The following is a 24,693-nucleotide window of genomic DNA, read 5'->3' as shown; positions in this document are numbered from 1 at the left end:
GTGAAAGTATTAGAGCTATTGGTTTCTTAAATGTGTTTCAATCGTTTTCAAAAACTGGACTTCTTCAGGCTTTCTCTGATCAGGATCGTTGGCTTTAACACCACTTAACTCAAGTTTACCGTTCGATCGGGGTACCGCATATTCATATATTTTGGATTCGTTTCTCAGGATAGTATAGCCGTCAATGGTTTCGGTATAAGGATTTTGCCTGTTGCCTTTGCCTAGTATTTGGATAGAAGTGTTATCGCTTTGCTGAATTGTTAGCGCATAGGGGCTTGTAGTACTGCTTCCGCCAACGTCGTTCTCTTTGGTTTCAGAAGTACCGGTGTTTTGTGACTTACATCCGGCGATAGTAATGCCGTAGATTAGGGTCAGCAAAAAGAAGACCTTTGAAAAAATTGTACCCGATAGTCTGTTGTTCATCGTTAATAAATCCTGATTACTAGTGTTCCCAGAAAAGATACCCCAGTAGATATTTAAAGTTACACGAAGTCCAAGCTATACTATGGGTCAGCAGACTTGAGCTTTTGTTAAAAAAATCTCCGAAATGGAGTAGGCGTATACACAAGGATGAATATACGCAATTCTACTAATTGGCATTATATTTTTTGTAAAAATACAACAAAAGCCCGGAGGGAAGATTTGACCCAGCTCTTGCATGTTTAGAGACGCTGTTCAGTTTGAGAAAGAAGATGTAGCTTTTTGTGTGATTTAGAGGTATTTAGTTCTTTTTCTATGCAGATCAGAACTCCCGTTTTGGAAGGTTAATAATACCTCACCTTGGGCACCTGTTTAGGAAATAGACTGAGGTCATAGCCAAGTGTGATTTCATGAGTACTAAAGCTCGAAGGTGCCAAACTGTTGGTGGCGAGTTCTCCCGAATAGCCCAGCCTGAGGCCACCTTCCGCCATAAAGAAGATGTTAATGCCTACTGTATTGAAGCTTCTTGTGTAGAGCCCGGCCCATACCGCATCCAGCATCAGCACGCTGGCTCCAAGATCAAAGGAGAGGGGAGTGTCAGCACTGTAACGAACCAGCGTTGATGCTTTTAGCTTTACCGCCTGTATTTTGTCGAAGATGAGCCCGCTGGAGACATACAGCTGCCTGTGGTACCGTTGGTTGCCACCGTCAAGCTCTTGGGTTACCTTGAGCAACCTTGGGGCAGACAGTCCCAGGTAAAAATTTTTGGACGAAAGAAAGATGCCCGTACCAAAATTAGGTTTGGAGTAGGACAGGCCGCTGAAAACAAAATCCTCGTCAGAAGGGTCGTCCAGGGTCAGTTTTCCGAAATTGTAGTTGAGCGCATTCACTCCACCTTGCAAACCAAACGACAAACTGTAGGTGCTGTCCAGCCTGATTTTGTAGCCCAGTGCCAGGTTAATGTCGGTCTTTTCGATCACACCAATATTGTCGTGCTGCACCGACACACCCAAGCCTACCTGGTTGTCGACAAGTGAAGTGTTGCCTGAAAGCAGCATGGTTCTGGGTGCACCCTTGAGGTTGCCCCACTGGCTGCGGTAATGCAGATCGAAGCTTGTGATGTCGTTTACACCAGCGTACGATGGATTAATAAATAGCTGGTTCAGCTGATAGGTGCTCATGAGTGCATCCTGCTGGGCAAGGCAGCACTGAACAACAAATAAAAGGCCGGATAAGCAGAGGACGTTCTTCATATTATCTTCTTAGGTGTAAAAAGCCTGTCAGTTTTTGTCCTGAGGCCTGAACAAGATAGAAATAGGTGCCTTCTACCAGGTTGAGGCTGCTTCCAACATTGGAACGTCCCTCAAACCTGGCATTTGAGTCCTGGTTATCGTAGTTGGATACCTCAAACACCTTCACGCCCCAGCGGTCGTAGATTTCTACGGAATTATCCGGGTGACTTTCGATGTTGGCTATTTTGAGGAATTCGTTTTTGTTGTTGCCATTGGGCGCTACAGCATTGTAGACGATGATCTCGTCCCCGTTTTGGCCTACCACAGGCTCCAATACCGTTAAAATGGCAGCCTCGCTCACTAGGCTGCCGCAGTCATTGCTAATAATACATAAATAGCTTCCCTCACTCTCGAGACTTACTGCTGGCAAGGCAAGTTCAGCGCTTGTTTCTCCTTCCAAATCTACCAGGTCTTTTTGCCACTGGTAGGTTAGGTTATCGCCGGAGGCCGGGACCGAGAAGGAGGCAGGCTCACCCACTTCCACCGACTGGTCGGCAGGTTGGTTGGTGATTGCTATTTCCTGCAGCAGCGAAATCGCCACTGGTACCCGGGTGCTCTCACAAGTGCCATCGTTAATGGCGACGTAGTAAGTAGCATCGGAAGTCAACGCAGGAGTGACCAACGTACTATTGACTTGATTGGGTATACCAGCGCCGCCAGTGGCCACCTCATACCATCGGTAGCTTCCGTTGGTGCCTCCGGTAGCTGTAAGGGTCGCACTTTCGTCAGGGCATGTGCTTACTTCGGCAGCAGCGGTTGGTGGCGTAACGTCGGAGCCAATCTCGACGGTAACACGTGTTCGACTGCTTTCGCAAGTTCCGTTGTTGATAGCGACGTAATAGCTAGAGGTTGCCGATAGGATGGGAGTGTTGAAACTGCTGTTTACCTCACCGGAAATTGCGATTCCGGCTGTTTCGACGTCGTACCAACGGTACTCACCTTCCGCACCACCAGTGGCAGTAAGGGTGACACTTTCCGGCGCACAGATAGAGACATCTGTCGTTGTCGGGGGCGTCACGGCTGGGCTAATGCCAGCAGTTACGGCCGTTCTGGCGCTTTCACAAAAACCATCATTGATGGAAACATAGTAAGTTGTTGTGGCCGTTAAGATAGGAGTAGAGTAGGCGCCATTCACTTCTCCGGCAATGGCAGTTCCACCTGTTTCCGTGTCATACCAACGGTACTGCCCGTCCGAGCCTCCCGAGGCAGTTACTGCAGCAGAACCCGATCCACAAAGTACCGCATCGGTGGTGGAAGGTGCGGAAGGAGGTGAGTTTACCGTGACGACAACCGGCGTCCTTGTACTTTCGCAGCTTCCATCGTTTAGCGCAACATAATAAGTGGAAGTGGTCGAGAGAGCGGGTGTGGTGTAGATGCCATTTGTTTCTCCACTGATGGCAGTGCCACCACTTTCAACCTCATACCATCGGTATTGGCCATCGGTGCCTCCTGTGGCGATCAGTGCCGCTGTTTCACCGCCGCAAATGGCAGCCTCAGTAGCTAAAGGTGGATCCAGCGTGGTATTGAGTGTGGCGGTCACTGGAACTCTTTCGCTTTCACACGAACCGTTGTTGATGGCCACATAAAATGTAGTTGTTTGGGAGAGCTCGGGAGTGATGAAGGAGCTATTCACCTGCCCAACAATGGCAGTGCCGCCTGTCTCAACATCATACCAGCGATACTGGCCGGTGGTAGCGCCGGAGGCGGTGAGTGTTACACTTTCCGGTGTGCAAGTGCTGACGTCTGTTGCTTTTGGGGGCGTCAAAGGGCCAATAGTGAGTGTGGCACTTCCCGAGAAGTCATCGATGGTTGAATTACCTGACACTTTGCATCGGTACGTTCCGGCACCGAAGTCGCCGGTTGTATTAATGGAAAGAGTTGAAGTCAAAACTCCCGAATATCCCCCGGTGTTGGAAATGTCTTCATAGATAGACGTTGAAGTATTCAACTTCTGCCATTGGAAGTTATATGGGTCGGTACCAAGTACCGTGGTGGCAAATGTGGCAGTAGAGCCTGTACAAGCAAATTTATTAACAGGTTCTGCGTCAAAACAAACAGTGGGCGCAGCGGGGCTTACTTTTCTGACAAAGAAGTCGGTGCCGTTTACATTATTCATTTCGAAGACGCACTCACTTGGATCAAAATCGATGTGCCGGGCGAAACCACCCACCAGATAAATATCGCCTTCGGGGCTTAATGCTAAAGGGCCGGCACTCGTTGAGGTAAAACCCCCATCGATTTTTCGCATGTCAATCATCCATTTGAAGTTGGCATCTTTGTCTAGTTTCAGAGTGAAAGTGTTGAGAAAAAGGCCGTTACTTCCCCTGCTTTCCACCAGATCAGAGGGGTCAAAATCAGTGGTGCTTTGGAAATACCCCGAGGTGAAAATGTTGTCGTTAGCATCGATCGTAATATTACCCATTGCAAACGAGTTGTATTGACCGCCGAATGACAAGCCCCAAACGAAATCCCCGGCAGGATTCAATTTTAGTAGGTAGGAAGCGGCATCTCCTGTTGAAGTTACCTCGAAGGTGCCAGGCCCGGGGTCAATATCGATGGTTCCAGCGAACTGGCCGCAAACGTATATATTGCTTTCGCTGTCGATACCAATGGAACCTGAAGCACCACTGTTTTCGATTACCTGATGGCTTTGATAGATTCCGTCGGAATTCAGCTTCAAAATAAAAGCGGTGCCTGATGTTAAAGTGTAGTTAGCGGTTCCAGCACCCGGATCAAAGTCAACAACGCCACTGCTGTGTAGCCTCCCGGTTATGTAAAGGTTGGAGCCGCTCAGAGCGACTCCGGAAGCATAGTCACTGAAAAGGTTGGCGCCCGTGGTGGTATCTGAGCCAATATTATAAGCCCACAAGAAAGTGCCGTCTTTGTCGATTTTGCAGAACAGAGCGTCTGTGCTTCCACTGCCTCTGGCTGTGAGCGAGAACATACCACCTACACTGGTGGTGCTCCGAAAGGCTCCCGTTACATAGGCATTTCCATCTGCATCGGTTGTAATTCCACCTCCAAATTCGTCGCTATTTCCGCCAATTTGCCGCACCCAGATAAAGTTGCCGTCGGCATCGTACTTCGCTATGGCCAGGTCACTTTTATTGTTGGGAGAGCTTGTCACGCTTGTGAGAAAGGCTTCCCCTACACCCGGGTCAAAGTCCGTGGTGCCATAGAACCTGAACAGGACATACAGATTTCCTGCTCCGTTTTCGGATGCAGCAGCCACACTGGTTAATCCGGTTCCCTGGGCGGTTTTTACCCAAAGGAGATTACCATCAGGGCCTAATTTGAACATATATGCATCGCTGCCTGTAGCTGTAACGATAGCTTCCCCGGGTCCGGTATCAAAATCGATGGTGCCTCCGTATGACCCAAATACAAGAAGGTTGCCATCGGATGTGTAGATAGTTTCTGAAGCAGCCGATGTACCTCCACCAGAGCCAGCGCCAAGTGCCCAAACAAACCCAGGTTCAGGCTCACAGGTGCTAATGCCAGCCTGGATTTCGCTTCGTTCGCTTTCGCATGTGCCGTCGTTAATAGCAACGTAGTAATAAGCTGTGCTGGTTAGGGGAGGTGTGGTGTACGTACTGCTCGTCTCTCCGATAATAGGTGAGCCTCCGGTGGAGGTTGTGTACCACCGGAATTGCCCTTCAGCACCTCCAGATGCTGTGAGCGTAAAAGAAGTCGGCCCGCAATTGACCACGTTAGAAACAGCAGGTTTATCTGGCCCGATCTCGAGATATACCTCATCAGAGAATGCATTAGATGAGAGGTCTCCGGAAACCATGCACCGGTAATAATTTTGACCAAAATATGCGGCAGTATTCACTGAAAGAACAGAAGTGCTGGTGCCCGAAAAACCATCGACATCAGTCAAATCATACCAGCCACCTTCGTAGTCTGACTCCTGCCACTGATAGGTGAGGTTGGTTGTACCGCTCGCTGCGACCTCAAAAGTGGCTATATCACCTACGCAACCAGTGTAGTTCAGAGGTTGGGTATCGATGGTAATCAGGTCGGTTACACACGAAACCAGGGCCTCCCATCCAGGCCTTTCGCCGTCGTTATTGGAGTGAAAGAAGAAAGTGACTTCGCCGGTAGCGCTGGTTGCTATGACGTCTTTTGGTACAGTGGTGCCACTCATATAGCTCAGGAATGGAGAGGAAGTATCTGGCCCATCGTAGACGATTAAATATTCGCTGGTTTCGGTATCAAAGGACAGAAAAGAGATTTTCATTTTCTCACCTGGGTTCTCAGGAGCAAAGGTGAAAGTGAAATCCTCGCTAGCTCCGTAATCGTCTGGCCCGCCTGAGTCTGTAAATTGAAAATCACACCCCGAAACGTCTCCATCGCTCATGGATATTGATGCTGCGGTAACGTAAAAATCGACGTCTGATGCCACGGTATTGCCTGCAACTGTCACCGTTATGGGGCCGCTGCTGGCCCCGGCAGGTACCGAAGTGGTGATTGTTGTCGCCGTGCTTGCAGTTACAATGGCCGCCGTTCCATTAAAAGCAACTGCATTGTCGGCCGGCGTGGTGCTGAACCCCGTCCCCGTAATAGTAACTTCGGTGCTAACAACACCCGATAGGGGATAGAAGCTCGTGATTGATTGGTCGATGGCAGCGATGTAGCGGGCGAGCGCCATGTCCCAGGTTGAGGCGTTGGTTCTCCCGGCAAGGACTTTTTTTTTATCACTTTGAATGCCTACGGCATAGGCATGGTCGTTGGATGCGCCGAAAGGGGTAATTACCTTTCCCGCAGTACCAAAGCTGCCATCCAGCGAGCCGTCGGTGTTATAGCGAACCAATGCGAAATCGTAGTTGGAGCCATTGTTACTCCAGCCCGCCAGTAGAATTTTACCATCGGCTTGAATAGCAACGCTACGTCCGGTTTCGTGCGAGCTACCGACAGCGGTAATGACCTTTCCGGCTGTGCCAAACCCGGTATCCAGAGAGCCATCGCCATTTAGACGAGTCAGAGCAAAATCCAGGTTTCCGGAATTGTGGGAGCCGCCCACCACTATTTTGCCATCAGTTTGCAAGGCAACAGAATAGGCCTGGTCATCTGCTGTCCCTGATCCAATGTTCACCGTGACCTTTCCGTCGGTATCGAAGCCAGTGTCTAAGGAGCCATTAGCGTTGTATCTCACCATGGTAAAGTCCGCCTGTAAATTGGTGCTTGTACCGGCCAGAACAATCTTGCCATCCGGCTGAATAACAATAGACCAGGCCTCGTCACCGGCACTCCCATTGGGGGTTGTCAGTTTGCCATCGGTGTCAAACGAAGTATCCAGAGAACCATCCGTATTGTAACGCACCAGCGCAAAGTCAAAATTTGAACCATTGTGACTCCTCCCTGCTGCCAGTATTTTGCCGTCGCTTTGAATAGCTACGGCAAAGGCTTGGTCATCGCCTGTACCAATAGCCGTTGTGAGAATTCCGTCAGTATCGAATGAAGTATCCAGGGCACCGTTGCTTGTGTAGCGCACCAACGCAAAGTCTTCGTTGGAACCATTAAATGAGTAGCCAGCCACCACTATTTTATCATCCGACTGAATGGCCAGTGACCAGCCATAGTCGTCGAAAGTACCGATAGGTGTGATCACCTTTCCAGCGGTTCCAAAAGTGGCATCCAGCGACCCGTCGGTGTTGTAGCGGGCAACCGCAAAATCGTCGGTTGTGACGAAAGAATAGCCGGCGACGATTATTTTTCCATCGCTTTGAAAACCAACGGCGTAAGCCTCATCACTAAGACCCCCAAAATCCGTTGTTTGCTTTCCATCTCCCGAAAAAGCAGGGTCAAGAGAGCCTGGTTGGGCAAGTACATTTTTTGAGCATAAGATCAGAAGCGAAAACAACAAGGTACTGAGGGACAATAACTTGCGGGTAGTGAGCTTTCCGGTAGCACTTTTCATAAAAAGTTATCGGTTTTTACTTACTTGAAAAAATGTATTACTCCTCTGATAACCAGAGAACTAACTTCAATCAAAGCTCACCAAAACAAAGAAGGAAGTAAATCGCATGATGATGTGACGGGATTGTGAAGGCAGGTTACAGAAAGTGAGTAGGCAGTTCCAATAGGGGACAGCAGTTGACAATGAGCCTAAACCAGCCCCTCATTGATCGCCTTACTCACAGCTTCAGTTTGGGAGTGCACCTGGAGCTTTTCGTAGATTCTTTTGATGTGGGTGCGAACAGTGTCTATGCTTATTGCAAAATCGCTAGCAATCATCTTGTAGCTGTTGCCCTGGCTGAGGGAAGTAAGGATTTCTTTCTCTCTGGGGGAAAGCTGATAATTGTTTTCCACAGGCTTTTGCCTCATCGAATCAATTACCATACGGGCTATGCTGGGCGACATGGGGGCACCACCAGCCAGCACTTCCTCTACGGCGTTGAAAAGGCGGGTAGAAATATGTTTTTTTAGCAGATATCCGGAAGCACCTGCGAAAATGGCATCAAGTACGTGGGTGCTATCATCAAATACGGTAAGCATGATGATGGGCAATTCCTGATTGGAGGCTCTCACTTTTTTCAACGCTTCTATGCCGGTCATGCCAGGCAGGTCAATATCCATGAAAACCAAATCGGGGCGGAGGTGCTGGATTTGATCGGTCGCCTGTAGCACGTCGCTATAGGCACCCAAGCATAGAAAGTTTTCATTGAGGCTAATCATACTTTGCAGACTGCTGCGAAGGAGCTCATCGTCTTCATATAGCAGCACAGAAAGGGGCATAACGAGGTCGATTAGTGGTAAATGATAAAAGTCGGCTAATACCTGAGTTGATACAATACCCTAATCATGTGATAGGGAATTCAAGATTAATATGTGTGCCGTTTCCAATGGCGCTGGTGCGGCGAAGTGCGCCGAGCAGGCTTTTTGCCCGGGCTTCCATGTTCTTCAGCCCGTTTCCGGGCTTCACCTTCTCAGAGTCAAAGCCGTTGCCATTATCGCTAATGGAGAAAATGATATTCCCATTTTGGCCTGCCACCTGAATGATAATTTCTGAAGCGTTACTGTACTTGGCTGCGTTGTTTATGGCTTCTTTGAAAATGAGGAAGACATTTTTTCTCTTTTCAGAAGCCAGCACGATGTTCTTTACTTCGTCGACCCCCTGAAAGGAAAAAGCGATCCCTTTTGGCTCGAGTATTTCGGCAGCGAATTCCTTCATTTTCACCAGAACCTGCTCCAGCGAGTCGTTGTTGGGGTTAATAGACCAAACAATGTCCGACATGCTCTCCATGATCTTGGACGAGTGCTCATGGATACTCTGAAAATATTGCCCTGCCTGCCCGTTATTGTCTTTGAGGGCAAGTTGGCTCATAATATTGATGCTGGAGAGCGTTGAACCAATGTCATCGTGAAGGTCTCTGGCAATGGTGTTGCGCATCCTTTCCATTTCTATTGTTCGTTTGGCACGAGCCACCACCCTGTACCTATTGACAAGCAAAAAGCCGGTCAGCACTACTGATACCAGTATAATGGCGATGATGATCACATTGGCTCGTTCCCTGTCCAGTGCCAGGGTCTGAAGCTCCTGATCCTTTTTTAAAAGTTCAATTTCCCGCTCCTTTTTTTCAGTTTGATATTGTCCCTCCAATTCTTTTAACTCCAGCAGCACCTCTGTGCCCTCAATTTCATCCTTTAGCTGCTCATATTTTTTCAGATACTCATAAGCCTTTTCAAATTGCTTATTCATTGCATAGTACTCACCAAGCCGACCATACTCGACCAACTCCCCATCTCTATTCCCGGCCTCAATCACTGTTTTAAGACTGGCAAGGAGGGTGCTTTCGTCATTTTTTTTGGTCTGCCGTGCAATGTCGATTCCCACCAGCTCCGATTGGGCCTTGGCGCTGGCAGTGCTGTCGCCCATTTGCCGTGCAAGGAGCAGGCTACTGGTAATGTTTTTTATCGCCTGATCAAAGCCTCCCATTTTTTTGTACAATAACCCTATCTGGTAAAGAGGTTTCATCTCCTCTCCACGAAGCTTCATTTCCCGGGCCGCAGCTATTGCTTGTAAGTAATACTTCTCAGAAAGGGCATATTGCATTAGCTGACCATACACGTCGCCAAGACCTGTCCAGGTGGTAATCAATCCTCGCTTGTCGTTAAGCTGCTGCTTGATTTGCATCGCCTGGAGGTAGTATTTCTTTGACAACTCGAACTGACTGAGATGAAAAAAATCATTTCCCAGGCTGTGCATGCAAAATGACTGGCCTCTCAGGCTGCCGACCTTTTCGAAAATGGTAAGTCCCTCCAAATGGTAGTGCATGGCGTTGCGATAGTCGGAGAGATTGAAATAGAGGTTGCCAATGTTCAGATAAAGGCCCGCAGTTCCTTCGCTGTCAGGCTCAGTAAATTTGAGATTTTCGAGCAGATAGGGTAGTGCCTTGTTGTAATTGCCCTGGTTTTTGTAATACAACCCAGCCGACTGATTGTAGTTGACGACTAATTTCCAGTCAGAAGGATTAGCCTCTGCTAAGGCCTTCAATTGATCGAGGTAATAAACAGCGCTATCCTGTTGAGCAGCGTTTTGGTAAATAACAACGAGGTACAAGTAAGCAACACTCAATCCCCGCAGTTGCTTAAGAGAGTCCGCAAGAGGAACTGCCCGAAAGGCAAGCGATTTGGCCTCTTCCAGATCGGTTCTCAAAAATTCGCTCGCAAGCCCTAGCAATGCATTCACTCCTGTTGTGTCTTTGGGGTGCTGCTTTGCTACCTGACGAAGACTGTCCACTTTAGGGCCTTGTGCAAATGAGCATAAAGCAATTTCAAAGAGTAAAATGCAAATGGTAATGGCTCTTTTCAAGGCAAAACTTTCTTGTCAATTTAGTGAATAAAATGGTAGATAGGCTGCAACAAACGACGGGAATTTAGCAGCAATACTTCAAAATGGCAGGTTTCTCAGGGAGCTGTAGCAGGAGGGAGGCCATTCATCCCTTTCATGGGTGTCTGCTACACAGCATTGTAGGTAAATTCATAGTTTCTGGCGTAATTACAGTTGATACATAAACTTTGATTGAGCAGGAGCCTGAGCACTTTTCATAAGCTGAGATGTGCAGGGCGTGATATACTCGCATGTTTACTTTCTATCAATTATTTACGAAGACTTAAAACCCCTAAAAACCATGTTGAAAAACATACTTTCATTGCTTTTTGCCATTTGTATGGTGTCTGTTGCACAAGCACAGCAGTTCAAAGTGCTCCTTTTCACTAAAACAGCCGGTTTCCATCATGTGTCTATTCATGAAGGAGTAGATGGCGTCCGTGCGCTGGCAGCTCGCCACAATTTCAGTGTCGACTGGCAGGAAAATGCGTCGGTTTTTAACGACAAGCAGCTGGCCAACTACGATGTGGTGATCTTCCTCAGCACCACCAGCGACATCCTGAACGATGAGCAGCAGGCTGCCTTCGAAAAGTACATTAAGTCCGGTAAGGGCTGGGTAGGCATTCACGCCGCAGCCGACACTGAATATGAATGGGAATGGTACACCAAAATGGTGGGAATGATGTTTCAGGTTCACCCCCAGCAGCAAACCGCCTATTTGGATGTAGTAGATAGTAATTTCCCTGGCATGGAGCGCTTTCCCAAAAGATTACTATGGACTGATGAATGGTATGAGTACCAAAAGCCATTTAAGTCTGATGATTTGAAGTTTCTACTGACTGTTGATGAAAAAAGCTACGATGCGTCAACCAACTGGGGAGGCACTGCCAGAAAGGGCATGGGCGATTTCCATCCAATTGCCTGGTACCACAACTACGATGGGGGCAGGGCTTTCTACACAGGCCTGGGCCATATTGGTGCTATTTACTCTGATCAAACCTTCCTTGATCACTTATATGGTGGTATTTATTGGGCCGCTACTGGAAAAGGGATAAAAAAATAAGGCCTATCATATTGAATACAAAAAGCAGCTTTCGGATACGGGGGCTGCTTTTGTCGTTTAATCGGGGAGGTGATTAGCCTAAAGTGATGAGGCAGTGTCACCTTTTGAGTCACTAGCCGTAAATTGGAAGTAATCGCTTTTATGGATCGTCAACTCAATGTCAAACCAAAGAAAAAATTTCGCTTATCGAAAGTGGCCTGGTTAGTGTTTGGGCTATGCTATGTTTATGGTATATACCTGATCGAACCTTTTAAGATTCACCGGGAACGCCTCGCTGCCTCTGACATTGGTGGCTCGGCCTACAGCTATGGCTTGGCCCCCAAACCCGAACAGTATGAAGGTGCGGTGATCCAGGTGTATGCCGCTCGCACATGGGGTGCCAAAAAAATACTTGCTGTACACACCTGGATTGCCACAAAACGCCAGGGTGCTGACCACTATCAGGTCAGCCAGATCATTGGTTGGGCGCTAAGCAGAAATGGAACTGCCTTGTTTACAGAGCCTGGTATTCCCGACAAAAGCTGGTATGGCAATGAACCCACATTGCTGTTGGATAAAAGGGGAAGCGAAGCACAAATGCTCATCGGCCAGGTGGAAGCAGCTATTGAGAGATATCCATACGCTGATACTTATACAGTTTGGCCGGGGCCCAATAGCAATACGTTTATTGCATGGCTTGGTCTTGAAGTGCCCGGGCTTGGTCTCGACCTTCCATCTACAGCCATTGGAAAGGACTGGCGGCCATGGAAAGAAACCTTTGGATGGTCAGCCAGCGGAACTGGTGTGCAAGCTTCCGTATATGGCTTACTGGGTCTGACAGTAGGTTTTCAGGAAGGCTTGGAAATGAATGTGCTGGGGCTCAGCGTGGAGCTGGATGTTTTTGATTTGGCGCTTGAGCTTCCAGCCGTTGGGAGAATTGGAATGGCACCAGTGGATGTTGATGCCAGTCCTTCGTCCACAAAAACAGATTCAGCAGGACAGTGAAGGTTAGGTCAATCTAACTGGACTCTAACTGGACATTAGGGACCATAGTGGCACTAAAATGAAAAGCTGTATCTCACCAGCTCATGATAAATGACTGGAAACAAAAAAGCACCCATCTCACTAAGACAGGTGCTTTCCTATTCGACTATGACTTACTTTCTATTTATTTGAGAAAGCTGATTTTATCCAGGCTCATCAGATTAGTTTCCTTTTCAGGATGAGAAATAACAAAATACAGATTGCCAATCTGATCCACTTTACCAATAGTGATGTCAGCATTTGTCCATTTGCGATCTCTCCATGAACCTTCGAATGCAGGTACATCCACCGTGCCTATTACCTTGCCTGTGGGGCTACCTGAAACAATATTGATAGTTCCACCTTCCACAGCCATTAAGGTCACAGAAATTTTGCTGATTCCCTTCAGGTCAATGTTTTTGTAGCCAATATATGAGCCATCGTTGATGTTGCTCAGGAAGGCAAAGTCGCCACCGTTGGGCCGCTGCTGTTGCACATCGTTGAAGAAATTGTAGTTTTCAGCCTCGAGTACTGGCGCCTTGATCATAATCATCTTTGAAGACTCGATGGCAGGAATGGTGCCATTTCCTTTGTCGGTATACCGAATGCCGACAACATAAGCGCCTTGGTTTTCAGCGGTCTGTTTAGTCAGCGTAACACTGCCCGTCAAAGGCAAACTTGTCGTAGGGCTTTCCTTCACCAGCGACAGGATATAGTCCACCATCACCCTTGTTTCGTCGAGTGTTAGCTGCGGGTGGGCTGCCATCAGGCTGTGGCCCCAGTTGCCATTGCCGCCTTCGATGATTTTGCCTGCCAGCATGTCTCGTGATGATGGATCATCAGCATACCTTTTGGCAATTTCGATATAGGCCGGGCCTATCGACTTCTGATCGACGGAGTGGCACGACAAACAATCACTGTTAGCGATCATGTTTTTGCCCTTCACATTGATAGCAGGGTTCTTGAAGAAATCCTCACCCAGGTTGGCCTGGTCGTAGCCGCCTTCCAGATAGCTGAAGTTGACGCTTACTGCCTCGCTGGTAATACTGCCATCCTCTGTGCTGCCGTCTTCTTTGTCGGTTACGATTACTTTGTAAGAATTGGTTTCCTTACCAAAATAGAAGGATTGGTTACCGCTGTAGTCAAAAACGATGTTGGAAGGCTCATTACCGGCTATGATCCTGGTAAAGGCTGATGAAGTTTCGCCTTTGGAGTCAGTAACAGTAAGCTTCACTTCTTGTTCACCGGGTTGATCAAAAGTAATGCTCACATCACGGCCTTCATACTTCTTGCCGTCTTTGGTTGTCCAGCTAAATACCAAAGCATCGTCTTTGTCGTAGTCAAAAGAGCCCTGAGCTGAGAAATTAACGGTGAGGGGTACTGCACCTTTTGTCTTATCTGTGGCTATCGCTGGCACAGGCGCCCTGTTGCCTTCGGCGTACTCAATCCTTACCAACCTTGCGTCCACATTGTTGGCAAAATAGTTGGAGCCATACTCCAGCAGGTACATCACACCGTTTTTGTCAAACTCCATGTCGATGGGCTTCACGAATGGCTCGTCAGGCAGAAAAGATTCAATTTGCGTCGGGTTCCAGTCCTCGTCAAACGATACCACCTTGATCCAGCTACGTGCCCACTCATAAATGAAGAGCTTACCATCGTAATACTCAGGAAATCCAGCTTTGGAAGCGCCAGCTGGCTTGTAGTACATAGGGCCAGACATAGCACTTCTGGAGCCGGTGCCCAGCATCGGCCAAATGTCCGACTGGCCGTAAGGATACCAAATCATGGCAGGCCTTGCAGGAGGCAATTCTCTGGAGCCGGTATTGTTGGGCGATTCGTTGATAGGATGGGCAGGATCCTGCTTGGGGCCAATTTCATCTGTTGCGAAATCAACCATAGGAAAGGCAATGTTGTTCGCTTCGAAGTAAGGCCAGCCGTAAAAACCAGGTGTTTTTGCCTGGTTCCATTCGTCGTAGCTTTGAGGGCCTTTTTCACTGTCTCTGCCAGAGTCGGGCCCCACATCGCCCCAATACACGTAGCCGGTCTTCATATCTACTGTGAACCGGAATGGGTTTCTGCAACCCATGACGTAAATCTCGGGTCGTCCCTGTGAACCGTCCTTCGGAAATAGATTGCCATCGGGGATGGTGTAGGAGCCGTCCGCTGTAGGTTTGATCCTTAGAATTTTACCACGAAGATCATGCGTATTGGAAGAGCCCTTTTGTGAATCGAAAGGCCCACGGCCAGGGCGCTCGTCAAGAGGGGAGTAGCCGCTCGATTCCTTCGAGCTGGTGTTGTCGCCCGTGCTGAGGTAAAGATGACCATTAGGGCCAAACACAATACCTCCGCCCGAATGGCAGCAGGTTTCCCGTTGCACGCCTACCTCCAGTACAATTTTTTCACTGCCCACTATCAGGCTGTCGGCCAGCAGCGTGAACCTGGATAGGTTTTGCCTGGAAGCACCACCAAGGGGAGAGTAGTAGATATAGATCCAGTTGTTTTGGTCATAGTTCGGGTCTACTGCCAGGCCAAGCATGCCGTCTTCGTAGTTACCTTCAGTATTTACTTTGAAGGTGTGAAGAATCTTTGTTTCGTTCGACTCCGGATCAAACATTTTCAGGTTGCCTTCTCTCTCGATAAATAGCAGCTTGCCATCAGGAAGTATATCCAGCTCCATTGGCTCGTTGACCTCAGCGTCGAGAATGATTTTGGTGAATCTACTGACATCTGGTGCGGCTAAACTTTTCACACTTTCTTCCACGATAGCGTTGTCCGATAACGAGGATGTGATCATCTCACTGCTCAAGTCGCTTGCTGTGAAAAAGGTGATTTTTCCACCATCATAGTTTTTTGAGCCGGTTCCTCCTGCCGCATATAGCCAGGGCCATTGATATTGGTTAACCGTGTCGCTGGGAGCGAGGAGCGCTCCACCTGTTTGCACATAACGTTCAATGTCGGTCTGCCACTGTGGAGTAAAGTGATTTGTATTTGCCAGCAAAAGTACTCCCTTGCTTTTCCAAAGATTGTCGCCAGGGCGTTCGCTGGTGATAGACAATGTATCGGTCTTTATGCCTTTTGCAGTAGCATCGGCCATCAGTTGGCCAATTGATGCCGATAACGCATGGTTTTTTTCGTAAACAACCAAAAGTGAGCTGTCACGTGATTCGCTGCAAGAAAATCCAATGAGGGTGATAAAGACGAAAGGCAGAAGCTTCAACGATGCCTTTTCAAGTAGGTGTTGTTTCATCAATATATGTCAAATTAATTTGAGCAAGCAAAATAGGTAGATATACGGCAACTCTGGTAGACAAATATCTCAAAGGAGGGCGGTAAACATGTTAACCTCGAGACAGACTGCTTTTGCCCGATTGATTCGGTTGCGTTCTTTTTGACACTAGTGCTGTTGCCGACTATTGATTCAGATAGCTGTAAACCTTCTCCGACACCCTTGCCAGCACCTCAGTGCCTTCTTCCATGGTATTCAGATTCTTAGACAACAGTACCAACACATATTTCCGTCCATCTGGTAGATAAACAATGCCAGAATCGTGATGCAATTTGGTGATGGAGCCTGTTTTATGCGCCACAGAAACTGAATTCGGCAAATAGGCTGGGATGATGTCATTGAATCGCTGGTCTTTCAGAATTTTAATCATTGCTGAGCAGTCTTCCGGGGCACCGGCCTTGTCTGTTGCAATCATTTCCATCACAATGGCCAGGTCTTTAGCTGTTGTGGTGTTGTTCATGCCCAATTCATAGGCCTTTTGGTCTTCCACGCCACGCAGCACCTGGATGTCGTTAGCTCCGAATGATTTCATGGTTGTCATTACGTTCGGAGCACCTACCAATTCTATGAGGATATTGGTGGCCAGGTTGCTGCTCACAGTGATCATTTCATACGTCAGATCATAAATGGTGAGCTTTTGGCCAATAAAGCTGTAAAGTCCTTCGCCACTATCTTCGCCTATATCCATGGTATAGGCCGATGAGTCCACAATACTTTTAAATTCATTAACAACCAGAATGGAGTCGGAAAGGCTGAACTCACCCGCACGGGCTTGCTTAAACAGCTCAATCATGACCGGCGTTTTCATCGTGCTGGCAGCATGAAACGTCTCCGTTTCGTTGATGTACAGTTGATTGTCAGGATTGCTGAGATCCTTGAAGGCAATGGCATAGTCGCCGGTGTTGGCTTCAAAATCCGCTGCGATGTTTTGCTTCAGCTCATTCAGCGTTTGTTTTTTTGATGACAGTTGGCAAGCGGCCATCGTGAGTGCCAAAGCAAATAACAGGTAGGTAGGTTTTTTCATTGGGTAAAAGGCTTTGCTCAAAGTAAAGCACAAACCTTTCAGTCACCAAACCTCTCATACCATCAGATAGTGGATGAGAAAAGTTGGGTTTCGGGTTGCTTGCGCCAAAGCCGCTTATCGAATGCCATGCAAATGTTGCGGATAAACGCACGTCCTTTTTCAGTGATGCGGACATCGTCTCCGCTCAATTCAATTAGCTCATCTTGCATAGGCTCAGCCAGCCTTTCCAGTATGGAGCGGTACGACATTTGTGCCTCATGCAGTGTTGTTGAGAACCGGCACATTAAATCGAGTATGTGCTGTCGGAGGATGAGATCTTCCTGGTTGAGTATATGCCCTCTGAAAACGGGCAAAAAGCCACTTTCGACGGACTCTTGGTAGGTCTCAATATCCTTGTGATTCTGCGCAAAACCATACCATGAGTCGCTGATAGAAGAAACGCCCAACCCGATCAGTAATTTGGTCGAAGACGCTGTATAGCCCATGAAATTACGGTGAAGCTGTCCGTTAATTGATGATTCATAAAGCTCATCCTGTTTTGTGGCGAAATGATCCATGCCTATTTCCACCAAGCCGTTGTCCAGCAACATGTCTCTTCCAAGTTCATACAATGCTCGTTTTTCATCATCTTTTGGTAAATCAGCTTCTGAGAACTTCCTTTGCCCATTTCCTTTGATCCATGGCACATGGGCATAACTATAAAATGCTATGCGATCCGGCTTCAGTTCTTTTACTTTCTTAATCGTATCTATGATGGAGTTTGATCTTTGGAAAGGCAAACCGTAAACCAGGTCGTAGTTGACAGATGTATAGCCCAATTCCCTTGACCACTCTGTCACCTGCTTCACTGTTTCAAACGTCTGATGGCGATGGATGGCCTCCTGCACTACCGGGTCGAAATCCTGAATGCCATAGCTTACCCTGTTAAAACCCAGTTCGCCCAGTGTTTTCAAATGCTCATAGGAGGTGTTGTTAGGGTGGCCTTCAAAACTGAAAGATGCTTTGGGATGCATATGGGCCTTTGAAAGGATACCGGTAATTAGCCATTGCAGGCTGACGGGAGAAAAAAAAGTGGGTGTTCCGCCGCCCAGGTGTATCTCTTTAATCACGGGTTTTCTTGGAAGCCTTGCTATGTACAAGTCCCATTCCTTCAGCAAAGTGCTGATATAGGGCGTTTCCACTCCATGGTTCCTGGTAATCCGCTTGTTGCACCCGCAAAATGTGCACAGGCTTTCGCAGTAGGGTAGGTGAATGTACAGGCTAATGCCCTCTTCATCGGTTGTTTCAGCAAATGCTTGCTGGAAGCTTCGGGTCCATTGCTTGCAGGTGAAATCGTCCGACTCCCAATAAGGCACGGTTGGGTAGCTGGTATAGCGGGGTCCTGGTATATTGTATTTGGAAAGAAGGGATGACTGCTGCTGCATAATTCACTATATTTTCTACAAAGGAAGAAAAGGGCCTCGTTTTTGGTTATGACCAAAATCAGGCTTAAGCTTGAGAAGTGACATTTTTTAAGAATAGCAGCAAAAGACGAAATTACATAAACAACCTTTTTACGATTTGCGCATCTATCAAGCAATAACTAACAAGAGCAAATTGAAGACAAGTTCATTATCCACAAGCCTCCTATTTAGCAAAATGATTTTGGGCTTATTTCTTCTGATTGTTGCTAGCTGCAAGGTCACTAAACCAGTCAAGCAAGCAGCCTACGAGAACTTGGGGCAGTCGGGTGGGCTAACCGATCCTCAAATTGATAGTATTGCTGAGGTTGTTTCCATGTTTCCAAATGAGACACAGTTTTCAATTGCGATTATTAATGATGGCAAGCTGGTTTTTTATGGACTCGAAAGAAAGGAGGACAAACTTCATAGAGTATTTAACTCAAATAACGTCTTTGAACTTGGCTCTCTGTCGAAAGTGTTCACCACGAATTTATTGATCAATTCGGTCAACGAGGGAAAAATCAATTTGGATGGCCTAGTGAAAGAAATTAGCAGTGCAAAGCTCAAGGGAAACCCCGATTTTACCTTCCGGCAATTAGCCAATCACACCTCAGGCCTGCCAAGTATCCCTTCCAATATGGGTACGACAATATTCAATGCTGACAACCCCTATGCGAAGTGCTCAGAGACTAAGCTGAAGACTTATCTGTCAGAAAAACTTGAACTCAATGGCATTCCCGGTGAAAAATATGAGTACTCCAACCTGGGCATGGGGTTGCTCCGATATGTGTTGGCGGAGATGAAGGATACCGACTACAAAACGATGCTTCAGCGGCAGATATTTGATCGCCTCAACATGATCAATACAACGGCCGACAGGATGGCTGTCAAACAAAACCTCGTTCAGGGCTATAACCGCAACGGAAAACGGACACCCTACTGGGACATGGGGACATTGGAAGGCGCAGCGGGCATTTATTCGACTACAGCAGACCTTGCGAAATACGCCCTTTGGAGTTTTGATGCTTTAAACGGTGAACTTAGTTTAATGAAGCAGATGAGCTTTTCGGTAACACCTGACACTGATATTGCACTTGGCTGGCATATCATTAAGAACAAAACGGAAAAACCATTCTTGTGGCACAATGGTGGGAGCGGGGGCTTCAAAACTTCGATGGCGATAGACCCCGATAAAAAAACGGCGGTGATCGTCCTCACTAACGTCGGTGCTACCTTCAATAGCAGGAAGCAATTGATTGACAATCTTTGTTTTGAACTGATGAGGTCTATTGAATAGTGTAATCTCCCTTCGGTAACATTTTTAGATTTCTCTATCTAAAACTATCAGCAAAATTATACCTTGTGAAGGGGTTAACTTGATGAAGTTTGACGCACTTCTAACTGGAGTTAATCACTTGTTGGAACTCGCCACTGAGAGTTGAAAATTGACATTGCTGCCAGAAATAAGACGGCTAGTAGTGGTTTTACAGACATCATTGCTTGACGGAAAATGTGAGACAGACATTTAGAAGAATCCGCTCGTCTCCAAATATGTGGTGAACGATTCCGAAGAAGAAGAACGAGCGAAGGAATGCTGAATTGCCACCACGTCACTGCTATCAATCAGCTGCCTTGATTCAATTGGCCGCAAAAAAGGAATTTGTATTGAATGATTAAGATGAACGATTTAGAAAAACGATACCAGCAGTATTTACAGCCATCCCAAGCCCTTATCGCTGACATAGCCAGGCTTGAAGGAGACATACTTATTTTAGGGGTAGGGGGCAAAATGGGGCCGGCGCTTGCCCTGTTAGCAAGGCAGGCGGTGGATCAGTCAGGAATAAAAAAGCGGATTATTGGTGTCTCCCGTTTTTCTGAACCAGGTCTTCAGGCCAGGCTGCATCAAAATGGTATTGAAACAATTACAGCTGATTTGCTCGATGAAGACCAGCTACAGGCGCTTCCGGAGGCGCCTAATGTCCTCTACCTCGCTGGAACAAAGTTTGGCACCACAGGGAATGAATCTTTTACCTGGGCCATGAATACCTACCTGCCCGGACGAGTAGCAGAGAAGTTCAAAAATTCCCGCATTGTCGTTTTCTCCACAGGAAATGTCTATCCGTTCGTCCCCGTAGTAAGTGGCGGGGCTACCGAATCGCTGCCACCGGAGCCCATTGGCGAGTATGGCCAGTCATGCCTGGGCCGTGAACGCATTTTCCAATACTTCGCCACCAAAAGCAACACACCCATTTTAATCTACCGGCTGAACTATGCCAACGACGTCTCGTATGGCGTGTTGCTGGAAATAGCCAAATCCGTGAAGGAGAGCAAACCGATTGACCTGGCCATGGGCACGGTAACCGTGATTTGGCAGGGCGATGCCAACGAAATAGCTTTACGAGCGCTTCACCATTGTGCTACACCAGCCAAGATATTGAATGTCACCGGACCCGAAATTGTTTCAGTCCGATGGCTGGCTGAAGAATTTGGAGAAATACTGGGCATAGCGCCTCAGTTTATCAACGAAGAGCAATCCACCTCATTATTATCGAATGCAGCCGAGTCCTTTCGTCTTTTTGGCTACCCCAAAGTGAGCTTGAAACAAATGATGGAGGCTATCCTTGAATGGTACGTTGAGGGGGGTGAAATTTTAAATAAGCCCACTCACTTTTCAGAAAGAAAAGGAAAATTCTAAGCCCATGCCTAAACATATACAACTCGATTCCTCTGTGGCGAATTTATTAAACAAGGGGACGGTTATTCCGGCCCATCCACTGGCGCTCACATCAGCATTGCATTTGGATGAAGCCAGGCAGCGACAGCTCACCCGTTATTATATAGGCAGTGGAGCAGGAGGGGTGGCAGTAGGCGTTCACACCACGCAGTTCGAAATCCGTAAACCAGAAATCAATTTGTTGGAGCCGGTACTCAAAATGACTGCTGATGAAATTGCAATAGCGCAATTGGCACGTCCTTTTATTAAAGTAGCGGGTATTTGCGGGCCGGTGGAGCAAGCGCTTAAAGAAGCTGAGTTAGCACGGAAGTACGGCTACCACCTTGGCTTGCTCAGCAATGGTGGGTTGAACAATTACACAGAAGCTGAACTCATCAAGCGCACAGAGGCGGTCGCTGAAATAATTCCGGTTTTTGGTTTTTATCTCCAGCCTGCCGTGGGAGGTCGCTATTTGAGCTATGATTTCTGGAGGGACTTCGCCGAAATCCCCAATGTGCAAGCAATCAAGGTCGCCGCCTTCAACCGGTACCAGACGCTGGACGTGGTCAGGGCGGTGTGTCACTCCAGCAGAAGAAAGGAAATCGCACTCTACACGGGCAATGACGACAACATCGTTGCCGACTTGCTCACACCTTACCAATTCATGGTGAATGGAGACAAGGTTGAAAAAACGTTTGTTGGTGGGCTGTTAGGGCATTGGGCTGTTTGGACGAAGCAAGCAGTTGAGCTGTTCAATGAAATAAAGGTGTGTGTCGCAAATGATTATGCAGGTGTAGAAACATTGCTGGCAAAAGGGGTGGAGGTAACTGATATGAATGCCGTTATTTTTGATGCCAGGAACGCTTTCAAGGGATGTATTCCTGGCATTCATGAAGTACTGCGCAGGCAGGGCCTTTTACCAGGAGGGTTTTGTCTAAATGCAGAGGAAGTGCTTTCGGGCGGGCAGGCTGAAGAGATTGATCGGATTTGTGAAAGTTACAGGCATTTGACTGATGATGAATTTGTGCAGGCATTTCTGCAAAGCAGGACTGTTAAATAATTCTCAATAGTTCTCCCAAACCGGTTTAAAACCCGGGTTTAATAAGTGGGCTAGCCAAATTCAGGGCCGCAGATGCAGTAGTAATGCCCGGTAATGCCTGGGAAATGATTCTCGCCCTTGTACATTCTCACAAAGTGCCTTTGTTTGGTGAATCCCAGCGATTTTAACGAAGCAATCAAAGCTTGCTTGTCTTGCAACACATCTACCACCACGGGTTTTTGGATCAGCACCCCGACCGATTTTGCAATGAGGGCCTGAGCGTCCTCAATAGTTGAGGCAGAAACCGGCCCCACATGATGGTATTTACTGCCATCTCTTCCCAGCACAAACCCGGTCACCCGATTGTTATGCCTTACCATCCATGCCTTACCTGGATATTCCTTTACAAGTGAGGTAATGAGCTGCTCTCTTTTTGTGCCGAAAACAGCAGCATCAAAAGCAACAATCTCTTTGATATTCTCGGGCTTCACTGGCTCTGGTTCTATGCCGCTGTTGTCGAATGACGCAAAATTAGCCAACGATACATTCACCATTCTGTCGATAAGGTACTCGTCTTTGAAGTCAAACCGTCGATACACCCGCTGCCCATCGGGAGTAGCATCCAGTTTGATCGATATGTCGCTTGTGTTCTTGAAAACATGGTCGAGCAAAGCTTTGCTTACCCCCTGGCCACGGTACGATTTATCGACCAGCACCATACCAATCCACGCTAGCTGGCGTGAATAGTTGATAGCCGTGGTGGTGCCAATAACTTTTGAATCATGGTCTGCCAGCACACAAGTGCCTTCACTCTCCGTAATAAGCAGTGCCCAATCGTTTTCTGTTTGGTTCCAGCCTTCAGCAGTTGATAAGTTCATTGCTGCACTGATATCGTTCAATTTCAGCGGCCGCAATATGAAATCACTTTTACTCATATCAGGCTTCTTCGACAAAGCTCATGTCTTTCTTAAAGGTTTCTTCCAGATAGTAAAGTGCGATCATGCCTGCTAAATAAGTGAGAACTCCGGTAACCAGGGCACTGTTAATGGTTCCGATATAGCCTTTCATTACCAGGAAAATAGAGGTGAGTGGAATGATCGTTCCCCTCACAAAGTTAGGGGCGGTGGTAGCCACGGTTGCACGCAGATTGGAGCCAAACAGCTCGGCTGCCACAGTGATGAAAAGTGTCCAATAGCCGCTGAAAAAGCCCAGGCAACCACATAGCAGGTAGAACAGAGTTGTGCTTGAGAAAGGTGCTAATAGGAGGATAACTGTCAGAAAAAATGAGCCCAGCATGAACGAAAAAATCACCTGTCTTCTGTTTTGTAAATATTGACTGAGAAAACCACTTGCCAGATTGCCCGCCACCTGTGCCGCAAACGCAAAAAGCACTGCCTGTCCCGCATCAATTGGTTGGCCAAGGCGCATCGCTCTGCCAATTTCAGGAGAGAAGGTAATCAGGATGCCGACCACAAACCATATAGGCATGCCAACAACAATGCTGGTCATATATTTTAAGAATCTCGCTTTATTATTGAACAGCATACGTATGTCTCCCCGCCTGACGTTTTGCTGTTTTAATTGCAGGAAGATACCAGATTCAAAAACTTTTAATCTTAATGCCATGAGCAACAGCCCAAGTCCACCTCCGATAAAATAGGAAACTCGCCACTCAAAAAACTGGACAATCAAAAAGGCAAGCAATGCGCCAAAAACGCCCATAGTAGCTACTAATGTCGTTCCATAACCCCGAATATTCTTAGGGAGGATTTCTACGACCAAAGTAATTCCCACTCCCAATTCGCCGGCAAGACCGAATCCTGCAATAAACCTTAGCACGGCATACTGCTCAATAGTTGTCACCAGCCCATTTCCAATATTGGCAATCGAATAAATTAAAATGGACCCGAACAGAACAGACAACCTTCCTTTTTTGTCGCCAAGCACACCCCAAAACAACCCGCCAATGAGCATCCCCACCATCTGCAGGTTCAGCAGTAGAATTCCATCACTCAACACCTGTTCATCTGTAAGACCAAGCGACTTTAAACTTGGCACCCTAACGATGCTAAACAAGAATAGATCATACATATCGACAAGGTACCCCAGTGCAGCCACCATTACGGGAATACTTTGAAGCTGCTGAACAGTAGTTTTAGTAGGTGAATCCTTCATTAGAATAAGTTTAAGTAGCTATAGGCGTTGGTAAAAATATGCAATTAAACCTTAACGATATTTAGCGAATATGCTCAAGTCTCAACTGATGTCAAATATATTTTCGGAACCAATAACGCATGGATCAAGCGGAAAACCTGAACGATAAAACTCAAAGGGAAAGTTATTCGATGCAGTAAATAGGCGGCAATAAAAAAGTAAAACTGGCTCAATGCGTCTCGCCCGGTCGGGCTTCTCCAGTCGGATAGGTTTGGACCTTTTGCTTTTTTATGCAAGCACAAAATAACCATGCCAAAAATCAATCCCCTCAGAAATACAGATTGATCCTAAAGCATGAGGAGGGAGTGCGTAAACGGTGAACATAGTCGAAAAAGGAAAAGCAGCCTTTTGAGCTGCTT

The 24,693-nt window shown here is 47.3% G+C and carries 15 protein-coding genes; 5 read left to right on the top strand and 10 right to left on the bottom strand.

The window, feature by feature from the left end; genetic code table 11:
* Positions 1-15: 15 nt before the first annotated feature.
* From AAC052_RS09950 to AAC052_RS09930, 5 genes are all read right to left on the bottom strand, one after another.
* Entirely contained in the window at positions 16-423 is a 408-nt protein-coding gene (locus AAC052_RS09950; RefSeq protein ID WP_339812929.1) for a hypothetical protein, read from the bottom strand.
* Between the two features lie 341 nt (positions 424-764).
* Positions 765-1,673, bottom strand: a complete 909-nt coding sequence (locus AAC052_RS09945) for a type IX secretion system membrane protein PorP/SprF (protein WP_339812928.1) — start codon at positions 1,671-1,673, stop codon at positions 765-767.
* A gap of 1 nt (position 1,674) precedes the next feature.
* Positions 1,675-7,635 (bottom strand): gliding motility-associated C-terminal domain-containing protein, encoded by a 5,961-nt coding sequence (locus tag AAC052_RS09940; RefSeq protein ID WP_339812926.1) that lies wholly within the window; start codon positions 7,633-7,635, stop codon positions 1,675-1,677.
* Positions 7,636-7,823: 188 nt separating this feature from the next.
* Complete coding sequence (locus tag AAC052_RS09935; protein ID WP_317492134.1) at positions 7,824-8,453, bottom strand: response regulator transcription factor; 630 nt, start codon at positions 8,451-8,453, stop codon at positions 7,824-7,826.
* Between the two features lie 64 nt (positions 8,454-8,517).
* Positions 8,518-10,530 (bottom strand): tetratricopeptide repeat protein, encoded by a 2,013-nt coding sequence (locus tag AAC052_RS09930; protein WP_339812923.1) that lies wholly within the window; start codon positions 10,528-10,530, stop codon positions 8,518-8,520.
* A gap of 319 nt (positions 10,531-10,849) precedes the next feature.
* Between AAC052_RS09930 and AAC052_RS09925 the strand changes: the two genes are divergently transcribed.
* Both AAC052_RS09925 and AAC052_RS09920 read left to right on the top strand, forming a co-directional pair.
* The gene (locus AAC052_RS09925; RefSeq protein ID WP_339812922.1) at positions 10,850-11,611 is read left to right on the top strand and encodes a ThuA domain-containing protein; all 762 of its coding nucleotides are present in this window, start codon (positions 10,850-10,852) and stop codon (positions 11,609-11,611) included.
* Between the two features lie 141 nt (positions 11,612-11,752).
* Positions 11,753-12,595 carry a DUF3750 domain-containing protein gene (locus AAC052_RS09920; protein WP_339812920.1) on the top strand — a complete coding sequence of 281 codons (843 nt, stop codon included), beginning with the start codon at positions 11,753-11,755 and terminating at the stop codon, positions 12,593-12,595.
* Positions 12,596-12,758: 163 nt separating this feature from the next.
* On the opposite strand, the gene AAC052_RS09915 is transcribed toward AAC052_RS09920, so the two are convergent.
* The 3 genes from AAC052_RS09915 to hemN form a co-directional block, all read right to left on the bottom strand.
* Positions 12,759-15,863 (bottom strand): PQQ-dependent sugar dehydrogenase, encoded by a 3,105-nt coding sequence (locus AAC052_RS09915; protein WP_339812916.1) that lies wholly within the window; start codon positions 15,861-15,863, stop codon positions 12,759-12,761.
* Between the two features lie 163 nt (positions 15,864-16,026).
* The gene (locus tag AAC052_RS09910) at positions 16,027-16,926 is read right to left on the bottom strand and encodes a serine hydrolase (protein ID WP_317492129.1); all 900 of its coding nucleotides are present in this window, start codon (positions 16,924-16,926) and stop codon (positions 16,027-16,029) included.
* A 62-nt stretch (positions 16,927-16,988) separates the two neighbouring features.
* Entirely contained in the window at positions 16,989-18,350 is a 1,362-nt protein-coding gene (gene hemN / locus AAC052_RS09905) for an oxygen-independent coproporphyrinogen III oxidase (RefSeq protein ID WP_339812915.1), read from the bottom strand.
* Between the two features lie 172 nt (positions 18,351-18,522).
* On the opposite strand from hemN, the gene AAC052_RS09900 reads away from it, so the two are divergent.
* From AAC052_RS09900 to AAC052_RS09890, 3 genes are all read left to right on the top strand, one after another.
* Complete coding sequence (locus AAC052_RS09900; protein ID WP_339812913.1) at positions 18,523-19,665, top strand: serine hydrolase domain-containing protein; 1,143 nt, start codon at positions 18,523-18,525, stop codon at positions 19,663-19,665.
* Positions 19,666-20,046: 381 nt separating this feature from the next.
* Entirely contained in the window at positions 20,047-21,063 is a 1,017-nt protein-coding gene (locus AAC052_RS09895) for an NAD(P)-dependent oxidoreductase (RefSeq protein WP_339812911.1), read from the top strand.
* Positions 21,064-21,067: 4 nt separating this feature from the next.
* Entirely contained in the window at positions 21,068-22,141 is a 1,074-nt protein-coding gene (locus AAC052_RS09890; RefSeq protein WP_339812908.1) for a dihydrodipicolinate synthase family protein, read from the top strand.
* 50 nt (positions 22,142-22,191) lie between these two features.
* Here the strand turns inward: AAC052_RS09890 and AAC052_RS09885 are convergent, their stop codons facing one another.
* Both AAC052_RS09885 and AAC052_RS09880 read right to left on the bottom strand, forming a co-directional pair.
* Complete coding sequence (locus AAC052_RS09885) at positions 22,192-23,055, bottom strand: GNAT family N-acetyltransferase (protein ID WP_339812907.1); 864 nt, start codon at positions 23,053-23,055, stop codon at positions 22,192-22,194.
* A 1-nt stretch (position 23,056) separates the two neighbouring features.
* The gene (locus AAC052_RS09880; protein WP_339812906.1) at positions 23,057-24,295 is read right to left on the bottom strand and encodes an MFS transporter; all 1,239 of its coding nucleotides are present in this window, start codon (positions 24,293-24,295) and stop codon (positions 23,057-23,059) included.
* Positions 24,296-24,693 lie beyond the last annotated feature (398 nt).

It is taken from the genome of uncultured Imperialibacter sp., from assembly GCF_963974565.1.
Lineage (GTDB): Bacteria > Bacteroidota > Bacteroidia > Cytophagales > Cyclobacteriaceae > Imperialibacter > Imperialibacter roseus.
This window is presented reverse-complemented; position numbering and strand designations above follow the sequence as displayed.

What these genes read in the sequence shown, in the direction of transcription:
- AAC052_RS09950 (WP_339812929.1), bottom strand. Translation starts at nt 423, where the DNA reads ATGAACAACAGACTATCGGGTACAATTTTTTCAAAGGTCTTCTTTTTG.
- AAC052_RS09945 (WP_339812928.1), bottom strand. Translation starts at nt 1,673, where the DNA reads ATGAAGAACGTCCTCTGCTTATCCGGCCTTTTATTTGTTGTTCAGTGC.
- AAC052_RS09940 (WP_339812926.1), bottom strand. Translation starts at nt 7,635, where the DNA reads ATGAAAAGTGCTACCGGAAAGCTCACTACCCGCAAGTTATTGTCCCTC.
- AAC052_RS09935 (WP_317492134.1), bottom strand. Translation starts at nt 8,453, where the DNA reads ATGCCCCTTTCTGTGCTGCTATATGAAGACGATGAGCTCCTTCGCAGC.
- AAC052_RS09925 (WP_339812922.1), top strand. Translation starts at nt 10,850, where the DNA reads ATGTTGAAAAACATACTTTCATTGCTTTTTGCCATTTGTATGGTGTCT.
- AAC052_RS09920 (WP_339812920.1), top strand. Translation starts at nt 11,753, where the DNA reads ATGGATCGTCAACTCAATGTCAAACCAAAGAAAAAATTTCGCTTATCG.
- AAC052_RS09915 (WP_339812916.1), bottom strand. Translation starts at nt 15,863, where the DNA reads ATGAAACAACACCTACTTGAAAAGGCATCGTTGAAGCTTCTGCCTTTC.
- AAC052_RS09910 (WP_317492129.1), bottom strand. Translation starts at nt 16,926, where the DNA reads ATGAAAAAACCTACCTACCTGTTATTTGCTTTGGCACTCACGATGGCC.
- hemN (WP_339812915.1), bottom strand. Translation starts at nt 18,350, where the DNA reads ATGCAGCAGCAGTCATCCCTTCTTTCCAAATACAATATACCAGGACCC.
- AAC052_RS09895 (WP_339812911.1), top strand. Translation starts at nt 20,047, where the DNA reads ATGAACGATTTAGAAAAACGATACCAGCAGTATTTACAGCCATCCCAA.
- AAC052_RS09890 (WP_339812908.1), top strand. Translation starts at nt 21,068, where the DNA reads ATGCCTAAACATATACAACTCGATTCCTCTGTGGCGAATTTATTAAAC.
- AAC052_RS09885 (WP_339812907.1), bottom strand. Translation starts at nt 23,055, where the DNA reads ATGAGTAAAAGTGATTTCATATTGCGGCCGCTGAAATTGAACGATATC.
- AAC052_RS09880 (WP_339812906.1), bottom strand. Translation starts at nt 24,295, where the DNA reads ATGAAGGATTCACCTACTAAAACTACTGTTCAGCAGCTTCAAAGTATT.